This window comes from Streptomyces sp. NPDC048420, from assembly GCF_040651535.1.
Classification (GTDB): Bacteria; Actinomycetota; Actinomycetes; order Streptomycetales; family Streptomycetaceae; genus Streptomyces.
In genome coordinates this window covers 80,342-93,543 of the sequence record NZ_JBEZKG010000018.1, presented here as the reverse complement: position 1 = coordinate 93,543, position 13,202 = coordinate 80,342, and the positions used below count along the sequence as shown (strand labels likewise).

The window sequence follows — 13,202 nt, the reverse complement described above, 5'->3', positions numbered from 1 at the left end:
TCAGGTCATGCGTCAATAGCTATCGGCCCGATTTGTCGAAACGTGACCGACATACCTGCCTCCCGGTGACACAGGAGCCTCACGGACGACGGGTTCAGTCGTACGCCGCGAATGCCTTCAGCGGGCCAATCATCGGCGCGACACCGACCGCCTTCCAGGCCGCACCGTCGGACAGCCCGGGGACCCGCGCCGGTCCCCACGACGGCGGCGGCCACCGCCCCGCGGCACGCCAGCTACCGGGAATTGGGCAAATGGCCTGATCAGGGCGACCATTGCGGATCTTGGGGCGCGCTTAAGGAAGGGATCGGGGTCGGTTAAAGGTCGAGACCAACTTGCCCGTTCGGCGTCGGCGCACCCGGTGCCCCCGGCGCTCCGGTGCCCGCCCGGCCAGCTGGATCCAGATCCGCACCTCGGTGCCGCCCAGCACCGAGGACCCGATCCGCACGTCCCCGCCCGTCGACTCCGCGAGCCGCCGCACGATGTCGAGCCCGAGCCCGGTCGACCCGGCGCTGCCCGACCCCCGCCCACGGGCCATCGCGGCCTCGGGGTCCCGGATGCCGGGCCCCGCGTCGGAGACGAGCACGATCACCGCGTCCTCGCCGTTGTGCACGTCGACCGCGAAGGCGGTGCCCTCCGGGGTGTGCCGGAAGACGTTGCCGAGCAGGGCGTCGAGGGCGGCCGCGAGATCCGCCCTGGCCACGGGTATCCGCACCGGCCGCTCGGTGCCGGCCACCCGCCACTTGCGGCCCTCGTCCTCGGCGAGCGCCGACCAGAACCCCATCCGCTCCCGGACCACCTCGGCCGCGTCACACCCGGCGCCGGGCCCCACCGCCGCGGTCTGCGGCTTGGCCTCCCGGGCGGTACGGATGATGGTGTCGACCTCGCGCTCCAACTGCGCGACCGCGGCCCTGGTCTGCTCGGCGGCCGGCCCGTCCCCGAGCGAGGCCGCGTTGAGCCGCAGCACGGTCAGCGGGGTGCGCAGCCGGTGCGACAGATCGGCGGCCAGCTCCCTTTCGTTCGCCAGCAGTTGTACGACCTGGTCGGCCATGGAGTTGAACGCGACCGCGGCCAGCCGCAGTTCGGTCGGCCCCTCCTCCGGCACCCGGGCGCCCAGCTTCCCCTCCCCCAGTTCATGGGCGCCCTCGACGAGTTTCTGCGCGGGCTGCACCATTCGTACGCCGAGCCGGTCGGCGACCGCGACCGAGCCGACGACGAGCGCGATGCCGACGCCCGCGAGGACCGCCCAGGCGGTCGCGACGCCGCCCAGCACCTCGGACTCGGGGACGTACACCTCGACGACGGCTATCTCGCCGGAGCTCAGCGCGACCGGCTGGAGCAGGGTGGAGCCGCCGGGCACCTCGGTGGTGGAGGCGCGGCCCAGTTTCCGTACGGTCGCGATGTCCTCGGCGGCGGCGCGCTGCCGTCCGAGGTCGACGCCCTTCTGACCGTCCTTCCGGCCTCCGCTCGCCGGAATGTGGACGGCCATCCCGGAGTCCGAGCCCGCCGAGGCGACGACCCGCTCCAGCTGGTCGCGGTCGGTGGTGATGGACAGGGCGGGGGCGACCGCGGCCGCCTCGCGCTCGGCGTTGGAGAACGCGCGGTCCCGGGCCATCTCCTTGATGACGAGGCCGAGCGGGATGGCGAAGGCGACCACGACCATGGTGGTGACCGCCAGGCAGACCTTGACCAGGGCCCATCTCACGACGGCAGCCCTCCGCCCGGCGGTTCCAGCTTCACGCCGACACCTCGAAGGGTGTGCAGATAGCGGGGCTGCGCCGCCGTCTCACCCAACTTGCGCCTGAGCCAGGAGAGATGGACGTCGATCGTCTGGTCGTCGCCGTAGGACTGCTGCCAGACCTCGGCGAGGAGTTCCTTGCGAGGGACGACCACGCCGGGGCGGGCGGCGAGAAAGGCGAGGAGGTCGAACTCGCGACGGGTCAGGTCGAGTCGGGCGCCGTCCAGCTCGGCCTGGCGGCGCAGCGGGTCGACGCTCAGCCCGCCGACGCGCAGCACGGTCTCGGGCGGCGCGTCACCTCCGGCGGCGCGGGACCGTCGTAGGACGGCCGCCATGCGGGCCGAGAGGTGCTCGACCGAGAAGGGCTTGGTGAGGTAGTCGTCCGCCCCCGCGTTCAGCAGGCGGACGATCTCCGTCTCGTCGTCCCGCGCGGTGGCGATGATCACCGGGACGTCGGTGATGCCACGCAGCATCTTCAGAGCCTCGGACCCGTCGAGATCGGGCAGACCGAGGTCCAGGATCACCACGTCGAAACGGAAATGGGCGACCTCGCGCAGCGCCTCCAACGCCGTCCCGACACTGCGCACGGTGTGTGCCGCGTCGGTCAGGTGCCGGATGAGCGCCGAGCGAACGAACTGGTCGTCCTCGACCACGAGCACACTTGCCATGCGCCGCACCGTACGCGATTCGGGCGGACACGGTCGGGGCCTGTGGATAACTCAGTCCGGGTGCGGCCTGTGGGACGCGTGAGGCACTATGGCGGGCGATGCGCAGAGGACTCGTAGCCGTACTGGCCTGGCTGCTCGCCACAGGCGCGGCGGTCACACTGTCGTGGTGGGGTGTCCACACGGTCATGGCGGGCACGGCCTACGACCCGCCCCGCGCCCTGCCCATCACGGCGGCCGACGCGACCACGCAGGAGTCGAAACCGCTGGCGTCACCGACGCCGACGAAGCGGGCGGCCCCGACGAAGAGCCCGTCGCCGACGCCGAGCACCACGACCGCGAGACCGACCCCTGCGAAGAGCCCCACTCCCACCGCCTCCGGTCAGGTCAGGAGCTACGACACCGACGGCGGCCGCGCGGTCTTCGACCTCGGCGAGACCTCGGCGACCCTCGTCTCCGCGACACCGGGCACGGGTTGGTCGATGCAGGTGTGGAAGACGGAGTCGTGGATCCGGGTGGAGTTCTCCTCGGGCGCGGACCGGGTCTCGGTGTTCTGCACCTGGCACGACGGTCCGCCGCGGGTGGAGATCGGTACGTACTGACCTGGCGTCTAGCGGAAGACCGAGGCGGGCGGGGCCGGGGAGGCCACGGCCTTGGCGTCGGTCACGGGTACGGCCCCGCCCGTGAAGTCGAGGAGCGCCTTGCCGTGTTCGACGCGGCCCGGGTGCGGGTCGGAGGCGGCCCGGCGGGTCAGCTCCGCGACCGGCAGTCGGGAGTCGGAGGCGACCAGGACTGCGTTGCCGAAGCGTTTGCCGCGCAGGACCGTCGGGTCGGCGACGAGGGCGAGTTCGGGGAAGCGGGCGGCGGCGGTGGCGATCTGGCCCCGGAGATGGGCCAGCGGCGGTCCGTCGGCGAGGTTGGCGGCGTAGAAACCACCCGGCTTGAGCGCTCTGCGGACCTCGTCGAGGAACTCGGTCGAGGTGAGGTGCGCGGGGGTTCGGGCGCCGCTGAACACGTCGGCGATCACGAGGTCGGCCCATCCGTCGGCGACCTTGGCGAGGCCCTCGCGCGCGTCGACTGACCGCACGCGTATCCGCGCGGTGGGCTCCAACGGGAGCTTCTGTCGCACCAGTCGGACGAGGGCCGCGTCCCGCTCGACGACCTGCTGGGTGGAGCGGGGGCGGGTGGCGGCGAGGTACCGGGCGAGGGTGAGCGCGCCGCCGCCGAGGTGGACGGCGTGCACGGGTTTGCCGACCGGCGCGGCGAGGTCGATGACGTGGCCGAGGCGGCGCTGGTACTCGAAGGAGAGGTGCCGCGGGTCGTCGAGGTCCACGTGGGACTGTGGGGCGCCGTCGATGAGCAGCGTCCAGGCGTGGGGCCGCTCCCGGTCGGGGATGAGCTCGGCGAGGCCGCCGTCCACTGGTTCTACGACGGATTCAGCGGACCTTCTGGACTTTCCCACTCCGCCATTATCGGGGGTGGGAGGTCGTATCGCGTCTGCGGGCCCGGCGGGTGCCGTCACCGGCAGTTGTCTGCGGCCTCGATCAGTCTTGCTGCCTCGTCCAGTGCTGCCCTTAGCACTGCCGGGTCGGTCGCCAGATCGGCATCCCCCGGCGGCAGCAGCCAGTCCGAGCCCTCGACCGGTGGCTCCGGCTCCGGGGTCAGCCGGAGCCCCCGCCCGTTGGTCTCCGTGCACGTGCTCCCCGGCACGTCCCACGCCGCCGCCGTCCCCGGTGGCACCAGGAACCCCAACGTCTGACCGCCGTCGTCGTGCAGTACCGGCCCCACCCCGTCCCCCACCCCCCGCCGCAGGATGTCGACGGCCTCCAGGCCGTGTCGCGTCGGTACCGTGACCACGTCACAGCTGATCTCCATCGCGGCCTCCACCAAGGAACCCTCGTCCGACTCCATGGGGTTCAACGCCCTCCCGCGTCAACGGCAACGGCGGAAGTCCGCCGCAAAGGATGGCAGTTCATGGCAGATCCCGGATGAGATATCCGGTTTGTAGCCAAACCCCGCGTGGCGGCCCGGACACAGCAGGTACGTTCTTGCCCGCCGGAAACAGGGCGTCACACTGACAAACCAGTCAACTCGCCCCGCGTCCGGCATGGTTCGACGGTTCGCACGAGAGGACCCGGCCATGGCGTCGTCATTGGTGACCTCGTCCCAGTCCCCCATGCCACCACGGCCGAACCTCGCGTTCCGGCGCCTGCGCGGACAGCGCTCGCCGGCCGAGTTCGCCGCGGCGGTACGACGGGCCGCGCGCGAGATCGGCGAGCAGGTCAGCTGCGACGCGCGCTATGTGGGCCGCGTCGAGGCGGGCGAGATCCGCTGCCCCAACTACGCGTACGAACGGGTGTTCCTGCACATGTTCCCCGGCCGCACGCTCACCGACCTGGGCTTCGCGCCGCGCTCGTCCGTACGCGGACGCCGGGCGCGCGCCACGGATGAGACGCCGGGGACGTGCGAGCCGTATGACACGCAAGACACGCAGGACCCTGACGACACGTACGACAACTACGAGGAGAGCGACGTGCTGCGTCGCGCATTCATGACCGGCGGGGGCGCCACAGTGGCCGCCGCCTCGCTGGGCCCCCTCGGGCTCGCCGCCGATGCCCACGCCGCCGGCCGGCCGGTACGCCGTGCCGGGGCGAGCCAGGCGGGAATCCTGGAAGAGGCCGTGCGCAGAATCCGGTTGCTCGACGACCGGCACGGCGCGGACGGCCTGTACCGGCGTGCGGCGGCTCCACTGCGCGCCGCCTACGCGCTGCTCGACGCCGGCGCCACCCGGCAGGCGACCGCCGACAGACTGCACTCGGGCGCGGGTGAACTCGCCATCTCGGTGGGCTGGCTCGCGCACGACTCGGGGCGGTTCGACGACGCCCGCTCGCACTACGCGGAGGCCCTCGCGACGGCCCGGGTGACCGGTGACGACGCCCTGGAGGCGCACGCCTTCTGCAACACCGCCTTCCTGGCGCGCGACGCGGGGCGGCCGCGGGAGGCGGTGCGGGCGGCACAGGCCGCGCAGCGGGTCGCACGGCCCCTCGGCTCGCCTCGTCTGATGTCGCTGCTCTCGCTGCGCGAGGCGGGCGGCTGGGCGGGGCTCGCCGACCGCACCGGCAGCGAGCGGGCTCTCGCGCGGGCGCAGGCCTTCTTCGAGCGGGGCCCGTGCGACGCGGACCCCGAGTGGATGAGCTTCTACGGCGAGGCCGAGCTGGAGGGCCTGGAGGCGCAGTGCTGGTCGACGTTGGGCGACTGGCCCCGGGCCGCCCGCCACGCGCGCCGCGCGGCGGATCTCCAGGACCCGCATTTCACCCGCAACATCGCGCTGTACACCGCCGAACTGGCCGACGACCTGGCCCGTGGCGGCCGCCCCGACGAGGGTGCGGCGGCGGGGCTGCGGGTGCTGGAGCTGTTGGGCGAGGTCCAGTCGTCCAGAATCCAGTCGATGCTGGCGGGCACGGCGAGGGTGCTGTTGCCTCACCGGCGGGCTTCGGGGGTGTCGGCGTTCCTGGAACGCCATGCGGCTCTGCCTCGGACGGCTTGAGGGCGGTTGTTCGTCTGCGGGCCGGTGGGGGCTGGTCGCGCCCACGCGGCGGAGCCGCAAATCGATACAGCCCCCACCTGCCCGGCACCCGGCTACGAACCCAGATGCCCCAAGTCGTTCCAGCTCTCGATCGCCGGTTCCCCATAAGCCCAGCCCAGCACGGACAAGGACGTCGGATTCAACCGCACCCGCGCCGCGAAATCGATCGGCAACCCCAGCCACCGCGCCCCGATGGACCGCAGGATGTGCCCGTGGGCGAACACCAGCACATCCCGGTCCGCGGCACGCGCCCACGCGACGACCTCGTCCGCGCGCGAGGTGATCTCGGCCAGGGACTCCCCCTCGGGGACGCCGTCCCGCCAGATCAGCCATCCGGGCCGCACCGCCTGGATCTCGTCCGGTGTCATGCCCTCGTACGCGCCGTAGTCCCACTCCATGAGCGTGTCCCAGGTGGTCGCCCGCTCCCCGAACCCGGCGAGTTCGCACGTCTCACGCGCGCGTGCCAGGGGGCTCGTGCGGATCTCCAGGCCGGGGAGACCGTCGTACGGTGCCCGGTGCAGCCGCTCCCCGAGCAGCTTGGCGCCCCGCCGGCCCTCCTCCAGAAGCGGCACGTCGGTCCTGCCCGTGTGCTTGCCGGACAGCGACCACTCGGTCTGTCCATGCCGGGCCAGCAGGATGCGCGGTGCCATGAAAAAACCTTTCCGGGGGAAAACGGAGGCGGAACCCCTCCATCATCCCGCACGCTGTGCGGGGGCAACCCGGCGGGCGATCTCAGCGTCTTTGAGGGCCGAAGGCGCTGCGTGGGGGCACTCCACAAGGGCCCGCACATACGCCGTAAAGTGGCACGACCGGACAAGGACAGCCGGACGCCGCGCAACACGAAGGGGGACAGGTTCGGATGCCGCAGACCGAGACACCAGGCATCGAGGCAGCCCCACGGACGCGGCTGCGCTGGTGGACCGAGCTGCCCCTGATCCTGCTCGTGTACGCCTGCTACAGCGCGGGCCGGCTGCTCGCCCGGGGCGATGTCACCAGCGCCGTCGACCACGGCCTGGCGATCCTGAAGGTCGAGAAGTTCCTTCGCATCAACGCCGAGCACCCGTTGAACCGGCTGTTCACCAGCGAGGCCTGGATCGGCGTACCGGCGGACTTCTGGTACGCCTCGCTGCACTACCTGGTCACGCCCGCCATCCTGGTCTGGCTCTTCCGCTCCCGGACCGTGCACTACCGCGCGGCCCGCACCTGGCTGATGACGTCCACCTTCATCGGGCTGATCGGCTTCACCCTGCTGCCCACCTGCCCGCCCCGCCTCCTCTCGGCGGGCCACGGTTTCGTCGACACGATGGCCCAGTACAGCTCGTACGGCTGGTGGGGCGGCGAGGCCAGCGCGCCCCGGGGCATGGGCAGCATGACCAACCAGTACGCGGCCATGCCGAGCCTGCACGTCGGCTGGGCCCTGTGGTGCGGTGTGATGCTGTGGCTCTACGGCAGGACGCGTACGACGAAGGTCGCGGCCGTCGGCTACCCGCTGATCACCACGATCGTGGTCATGGGCACCGCCAACCACTACTTCCTCGACGCGGTCGCGGGCGCGGCCGTGATGGGCGCCGGCTTCCTGCTCGCCCCGTATGTGACCCGGGCCACGGCGGGCGTCCGGGCCCGGATATCCACCGTCACCGCGGCCTCTCGTGGCACAGAGCCCTCGATTGTCAGTGGCGGATGCCAGACTTCCGCGGGTGAGCACATTCCACGGCAGCGCGAGTCACGGTTCCCCGGCGGAGCCGAGCCGAGTGCCGCTCCCACGGACGCGGGGGACGGCGCTCCGGCAGCGGCTCGCTGAGCTGCGCGGGCCCGAGGTACCGGCGAAGGCACTGGACGCGCGCGCCCTCGCGGCTCTCGCCGCGAACCCCGGATGCAAGCGGCGCGCGATCCTCGACGGCGCGGGGGTGAACAAGACGACGCTGGCGAGCGCGCTGGGTTCGCCGTCCGCCTTCGGGCAGTCGCAGTTCGCCCTGACGCGTGGCAACGCCTTCGAGGCGAAGGTCAAGGCGGACGGCGGGGCGGAGCTGCTGCGGCTGGTGCATGAGCGGCTGGACCGCGGCGCGGAACCGCCCGCCGACGCCCAGGTCCCCGACCTCACCGGGATCGGCCCCGAGGGCCGTACCGCGCGTACGGCCCTCGCCCTGCGCGAAGCCACCGAAAAGCAAGGGTGGACCCTCCTCGACCACCCCATGCTCGCGCTCGACGTGGCCGGCTCCCCCGCCTTCCTGGAGCCGGACGCGGTGGTCGTCCACCCGGACGGCAGCTGGACGGTCGTGGAGATCAAGTCCTTCCCGATGCTGGACGGTTCGGCGGACCCGTCGAAGGTGGGCGCGGCCGCCCGCCAGGCCGCGGTGTACGTCCTGGCGCTGGAGGAGGTCGCCGCCCGCATGGAGCCGGCGCCCAAGGTGCGCCACCGGATCCTCCTGGTCTGCCCGAAGGACTTCTCCAACCTCCCCACCGCCTCCGCCGTCGACATCCGCAAGCAGCGCGCGGTCACCGCCCGCCAGCTGGCCCGTCTCACCCGCATCCAGGACATCGCCGACGCCCTCCCCGAGGGCACCTGCTTCGCCCCCGACCTGCCCGTCGAGCAACTGACCGAGGCGGTCGAGTCGGTCCCGGCGACCTACGCCCCCGAGTGCCTGTCCGCCTGCGAACTGGCCTTCCACTGCCGCGACCGCTCCCGGGAGGCGGGCGCGGTGACCTCCCTGGGCCGCTCGGTGCGCGCGGAGCTCGGCGGCCTGACGACGGTCGAGGACGTGCTGGCGGCGGCCCGGGGTGAGGCCGGGGACCCGGACGATCCGGCGGTGGCGGCGCTGCGGAGAGCGGCGGAGCTGCGGGCGGAAGCCCTGGGGACGGTCGCATGTCGCTGATCTCCACCCTGGCCCGGCTGGAAGCCGTCAGCACCGGTAGGGCCCAGCCCGCCGCGACCGTCCGCCACCGGCATCTCTCCGACCACCCTCTCGTCTTCGTGCCGCTCACCACCGCGGGCGAGGCCGGTGCCCCGCTCGGCGCGCTCGTCGGCACCGACCGGGACGCCCCGCACCTCCTGGTCGTACCGCAGCCGCGCGACCGGGACCTCAGGTTCGCGTTCCTGGCCGAGCTGGCGGATGTCGTACTGCCGTACGTCGACGGATACGCCGAAGCGGTGGAAGCCGCCGAGCGAAACGAGACCGACCCGGAGACCGGCAAGCGTGTCAAGGTCGAGGTCGAACTGTGCGCGGACGCCCCGCAGCTGATCGTGCCGAGCCGCGCGGGCGTGGATTTCGTACGGCTGCTCGGGCGCTCCATGCGTTTCCGGCGTACGGCGGAGCAGGACCCGGAGACCCCGTATCCGGCCCCGCCCCGGGTGCCGCTGTTGGGCCGGTGGCTGACCCACTTCGGGGAGCGGGCCCGGGTTCCGGGCTCCTCGCTGCTGCTGGCGACGACGGACGTCCTGGCCCGGCACTGGTCCACCGGTCAGTCCACTCTGGAGGACCAGCACCTGGGCGCGCTGCTCGCGTGGATCGACCCACCGGAGGGCCGCTTGGGCGCCGAGGCCGCGCAGGAGGCCGAACTCGCCCGGGACGACCGCGGCCAGCTGCTGCACCCGCCGGCCGGTCCCGCCACCGACCCGGCGTTCGACAACAAGCTGCTCGCGCCCGCCTTCGAGCGCTACGACCGCGCGCGGACCGCCCTGGCCACCGCCGAGGACGGCCTGGAGGCCGAAGACCGGCTCGGCGCGCTCACCGCCGCCGAGCAGGAGATCCGCGCGCTCGTCGCGAGCCGTACCCGCCCCACCTGGGACGCGGTGTGGCAGGGCCTCGACCTGCTGCGGGCGCTGCCGGAAGGCGCGCACGCGGAGGAGCGGTGGACGCGCGACCGCTGGTCGTTCACCAGCCACCGGGACCGGGTCGTGGCGGGCGAACCCCCGCAGCCGCGCCGCGACGACGCGGTCACCGCCGCCAACAAGCTCGCCTCGCGCGAGCGCGAACAGGCCCGCCTGGAGGCGCAGGAGGCGCTCGACGACCCGCTGGTGATGGCGGGGCGGCGGCTGGCAGGGGAGGCGTTCGCCGGGGAGGTCACCGATGTCGTCATGACGTACAGCGAGGGCAGGCGGCCGAGCCCGCGCCCGCTGGTGACCGTGCGGACCGACGACCGGCCGCATCTGGGTGAGCGGGCCAAGGTGTACCGCTCGCTGGGCGGCAAGCCCCAGTCGGCGGAGTTCGTGGGGTCCGAGGAGGAGGGCGCGCTGATCGTGCTCAAGATCCTCGACAAGATGGGCCGCGGCAAGGAGCCGGAGAGCGGGTCCGTCCCCGAGAAGGGCGACCGGGTGTGCTTCACGCTCTTCGAGCACGAGCAGCGCGGCGGCGCGAAGCTGCCCGACCCGGAGGCCACGCCGTGGACGCACGGCGGCCCGCCCGGTGAGGCCGTGCAGGAGGCCGCCGATCCCCTGACCGCGGAGGATGTGCTGTGACCACCCAGGCCCGCCGGGACTTCGATCCCGGTACCGAGGCCGCGCGGGCCACCGACGCGATCCTCCACGACACCCTGCACGGCACCCACCGCGGTGTCGTCGTGGACTCCCCGCCCGGGGCCGGCAAGTCCACGCTGGTCGTCCGCGCGGCCCTGGAACTGGCCGACGCGGGGCGCCCGTTGATGGTCGTCGCGCAGACCAACGCCCAGGTGGACGACCTCGTCCTCAGGCTCGCCGAGAAGAACCCCGAGCTGCCGGTCGGGCGGCTGCACAGCAGTGACGCCGACCCGTACGACAAGGCGCTGGACGACCTGCCCCAGGTCCGCAAGTCGGCGAAGGCGGCTGATCTCACCGGCCTGCCTGTCGTGATCTCGACGGCCGCCAAGTGGGGGCATGTGAAGGTCGACGAGCCGTGGGCGCACGCGATCGTGGACGAGGCGTACCAGATGCGCTCGGACTCGCTGCTGGCCGTGGCGGGCCTGTTCGAGCGGGCGCTGTTCGTGGGCGACCCGGGGCAGCTGGACCCGTTCGCGATCGTCGGCAGCGAGCAGTGGGCGGGGCTGTCGTACGACCCTTCGGCCTCGGCGGTGACGACCCTGCTGGCCCACAACCCCGAACTGCCCCAGCACCGCCTGCCGGTGTCCTGGCGGCTCCCGGCCTCGGCCGCGCCGCTGGTCTCGGACGCCTTCTACCCGTACACACCGTTCCGCAGCGGCACGGATCACGACGACCGCCGGCTCGCCTTCGCGGTGCCCTCGGACGGCTCCGGCCCCGACCGGGTGATCGACGCGGCCGCCGAGTCCGGCTGGGGCCTGCTGGAGCTGCCCGCGCGGCACACTCCGCGCACGGACCCCGAGGCGGTGCGGGCGGTGGCGACCGTCGTACGGCGGCTGCTGGACCGGGGTGGCGCGGCCACGTCGGAGCGCTCGCCGGACCCCGCGCCCCTCACGGCCGACCGCATCGCCGTCGGCACGGCCCACCGGGACCAGGCGGCGGCCGTCCGCAAGGCGCTGGCCGATCTCACCGTCACCGACGTCACGGTCGACACAGCGAACCGTCTCCAGGGCCGCGAGTACGACGTCACGGTCGTCCTGCACCCCCTCTCCGGCCGCCCCGACGCCACCGCCTTCCACCTGGAGACGGGCCGCCTGTGCGTCCTGGCCTCCCGCCACCGCCACGCCTGCATCGTGGTGTGCCGCGCGGGCGTGAGCGACCTCCTGGACGACTACCCGTCGACGGAACCGGTCCAGCTGGGGACGCTGGTGAAGTTCCCGGACGGGTGGGAAGCGAACCACGCGGTGCTGGCACGGCTGGCCGAGCAACGGGTGCCGTGGCGACCTTGACCGACGCCAGCTCCCCACCCCGGCCGGACGGAGTCCGGCTCTTGACCGACGCCGGCCATCGCGCCGTCGGAAGCCGTGAGCGGAACATCGTGGGGGCCGTAGACCTTGGTACCGCCGGAGGTGCCCGGCCCTCTTGCACGGGCGCGGGACAATGGACGGTGGCCCATGCACCTGCGGGCCGTCGGTACGGACGACGTACGAGGAGGATGAAGACATGGCGGAGCCCACGCCGCGTCGGAACGAACCGCGGCTACGCCCCGCGCCCCTGCTGTTCGAGCCCACGCAGGTGGCCGACGACCCGGAGCACTTCTTCGACCTGGAGTCGATCGACGACCCGCGCGCACTGCTGACCCGGTCCACCGAGCTGGCGCACGCGTTCCGCGCGGCGGCGGACCGTGCCGTGGAGTTCCAGGCGATGGCGGCGGCCCAGCTGGCCGACCCCCGTCGCTTCGACCGGCTCACCCCGGCGGACATCGCCGAGCGCGCCGAGTGGACCGAGGACTACGCGAAGAAGATGGTCGAGTTCGGCCGGGACCTGCTGCGCGGCGCCGAGGGCGGGGCGGGGCACGCCGACCCGGTGTGAGCTGTCGCCGCCGTAACCGTCGTAAAAAATCCTTGGCATATGCCAGGCGGGCAAGATACCCCTCCTCACCCCCTCCTGTCCCGTTTTCCCGCAACCCTCAGGAAGCGACTGCTCACGCCCGGTACATGTAGGTGGCATGAGCACACGCGACGAACCGTTCTCCGACCGCTTCGACGTCTCGGGCGTCACGACGGACGGGGCCGCCTGGCTCGCCTCGGCGGGAACGTATCCGCGGAGCACCCTGTCGTTCTGGGAGGAGCGGCCCGCCGCCCCCGTCGTACTGCCCTGCGGCACCGCCTTCGACGTGGTCAGCGCCCCCGCGATGTTCGGGCGCCGGATGCTCGACCGGCTGTGGGACGAGGGGCCGGGGTCGGGGCCGGTGGCCACGCTCCGGGGCCGGATGCTGCTGTTCGCGGCGCCGGGCACGGCCCAGCGGCTGCCGTCCCTGCTGCGCTGGGAGGAGTTCGGCCGTACGGGCGCGATCCCGCCGCTGCTGTGTCACGGCACCGGCGACGCGGTGACCGTCCCGGCCCCGCTGAGCGCCGCGAAGTCCGGGCTGACCTCCCGCTGGCTGGTCGCCCCCGACACCCGTCACCCCTGGCTGCCGGCCCCGGAAATCCTGGTCTGGGCGGCCGTACGGGCGGCCCGGACCGCCGCACGGATTTCGATTTTTCCCCCAGCCGATCAGGATGCTAAGGTCTACGACGTCAGCAGGCGCCGCTAGCTCAGTTGGTTAGAGCAGCTGACTCTTAATCAGCGGGTCCGGGGTTCGAGTCCCTGGCGGCGCACGACACGGTTAGGCCCCTCGCGACAGCGAGGGGCCTTTCGCGTGCC

General features: G+C 72.8%; 13 protein-coding genes and 1 tRNA gene. 9 read left to right on the top strand and 5 right to left on the bottom strand.

The window, feature by feature from the left end; genetic code table 11:
• Nucleotides 1-292 precede the first annotated feature (292 nt).
• Together AB0D34_RS31555 and AB0D34_RS31550 are read right to left on the bottom strand one after the other, a co-directional pair.
• Nucleotides 293-1,702 carry a HAMP domain-containing sensor histidine kinase gene (locus AB0D34_RS31555; protein ID WP_362667615.1) on the bottom strand — a complete coding sequence of 470 codons (1,410 nt, stop codon included), beginning with the start codon at nucleotides 1,700-1,702 and terminating at the stop codon, nucleotides 293-295.
• Nucleotides 1,699-2,403, bottom strand: coding sequence for a response regulator transcription factor (locus tag AB0D34_RS31550; protein ID WP_362667612.1), 705 nt, complete (start codon nucleotides 2,401-2,403; stop codon nucleotides 1,699-1,701). The genes AB0D34_RS31555 and AB0D34_RS31550 overlap by 4 nt, the downstream gene beginning before the upstream one ends.
• Nucleotides 2,404-2,501: 98 nt before the next feature.
• Here AB0D34_RS31550 and AB0D34_RS31545 point away from each other — a divergent pair, with 98 nt between their 5' ends.
• The gene (locus AB0D34_RS31545; RefSeq protein WP_362667610.1) at nucleotides 2,502-3,002 is read left to right on the top strand and encodes a hypothetical protein; all 501 of its coding nucleotides are present in this window, start codon (nucleotides 2,502-2,504) and stop codon (nucleotides 3,000-3,002) included.
• 8 nt (nucleotides 3,003-3,010) lie between these two features.
• Here AB0D34_RS31545 and AB0D34_RS31540 read toward each other — a convergent pair whose 3' ends face one another.
• Nucleotides 3,011-3,862: a fused MFS/spermidine synthase gene (locus tag AB0D34_RS31540; protein WP_362667607.1), complete on the bottom strand. Its 852-nt coding sequence runs from the start codon at nucleotides 3,860-3,862 to the stop codon at nucleotides 3,011-3,013.
• Between the two features lie 56 nt (nucleotides 3,863-3,918).
• Nucleotides 3,919-4,311: a hypothetical protein gene (locus AB0D34_RS31535; protein WP_362667605.1), complete on the bottom strand. Its 393-nt coding sequence runs from the start codon at nucleotides 4,309-4,311 to the stop codon at nucleotides 3,919-3,921.
• Between the two features lie 229 nt (nucleotides 4,312-4,540).
• Here AB0D34_RS31535 and AB0D34_RS31530 point away from each other — a divergent pair, with 229 nt between their 5' ends.
• Complete coding sequence (locus AB0D34_RS31530; RefSeq protein WP_362667603.1) at nucleotides 4,541-5,947, top strand: tetratricopeptide repeat protein; 1,407 nt, start codon at nucleotides 4,541-4,543, stop codon at nucleotides 5,945-5,947.
• Nucleotides 5,948-6,039: 92 nt separating this feature from the next.
• On the opposite strand, the gene AB0D34_RS31525 is transcribed toward AB0D34_RS31530, so the two are convergent.
• Nucleotides 6,040-6,636, bottom strand: coding sequence for a histidine phosphatase family protein (locus AB0D34_RS31525; protein ID WP_362667600.1), 597 nt, complete (start codon nucleotides 6,634-6,636; stop codon nucleotides 6,040-6,042).
• A gap of 209 nt (nucleotides 6,637-6,845) precedes the next feature.
• On the opposite strand from AB0D34_RS31525, the gene AB0D34_RS31520 reads away from it, so the two are divergent.
• From AB0D34_RS31520 to AB0D34_RS31490, 7 genes are all read left to right on the top strand, one after another.
• Nucleotides 6,846-7,787, top strand: coding sequence for a phosphatase PAP2 family protein (locus AB0D34_RS31520; protein WP_362667597.1), 942 nt, complete (start codon nucleotides 6,846-6,848; stop codon nucleotides 7,785-7,787).
• Nucleotides 7,738-8,859, top strand: coding sequence for a hypothetical protein (locus AB0D34_RS31515; protein WP_362667594.1), 1,122 nt, complete (start codon nucleotides 7,738-7,740; stop codon nucleotides 8,857-8,859). Before AB0D34_RS31520 ends, AB0D34_RS31515 begins: the two co-directional genes overlap by 50 nt.
• Nucleotides 8,850-10,442 (top strand): hypothetical protein, encoded by a 1,593-nt coding sequence (locus AB0D34_RS31510; protein ID WP_362667592.1) that lies wholly within the window; start codon nucleotides 8,850-8,852, stop codon nucleotides 10,440-10,442. The genes AB0D34_RS31515 and AB0D34_RS31510 overlap by 10 nt, the downstream gene beginning before the upstream one ends.
• Nucleotides 10,439-11,785, top strand: coding sequence for an AAA domain-containing protein (locus tag AB0D34_RS31505; RefSeq protein ID WP_362667590.1), 1,347 nt, complete (start codon nucleotides 10,439-10,441; stop codon nucleotides 11,783-11,785). The genes AB0D34_RS31510 and AB0D34_RS31505 overlap by 4 nt, the downstream gene beginning before the upstream one ends.
• 214 nt (nucleotides 11,786-11,999) lie before the next feature.
• A complete protein-coding gene (locus AB0D34_RS31500; protein ID WP_362667588.1) occupies nucleotides 12,000-12,368 on the top strand; it encodes a hypothetical protein in 369 nt (122 codons plus the stop codon).
• A gap of 136 nt (nucleotides 12,369-12,504) precedes the next feature.
• Nucleotides 12,505-13,092 carry a bifunctional DNA primase/polymerase gene (locus AB0D34_RS31495; protein WP_362667585.1) on the top strand — a complete coding sequence of 196 codons (588 nt, stop codon included), beginning with the start codon at nucleotides 12,505-12,507 and terminating at the stop codon, nucleotides 13,090-13,092.
• Nucleotides 13,083-13,156 (top strand) — tRNA-Lys (locus tag AB0D34_RS31490). Before AB0D34_RS31495 ends, AB0D34_RS31490 begins: the two co-directional genes overlap by 10 nt.
• The last annotated feature ends 46 nt before the right edge of the window (nucleotides 13,157-13,202 follow it).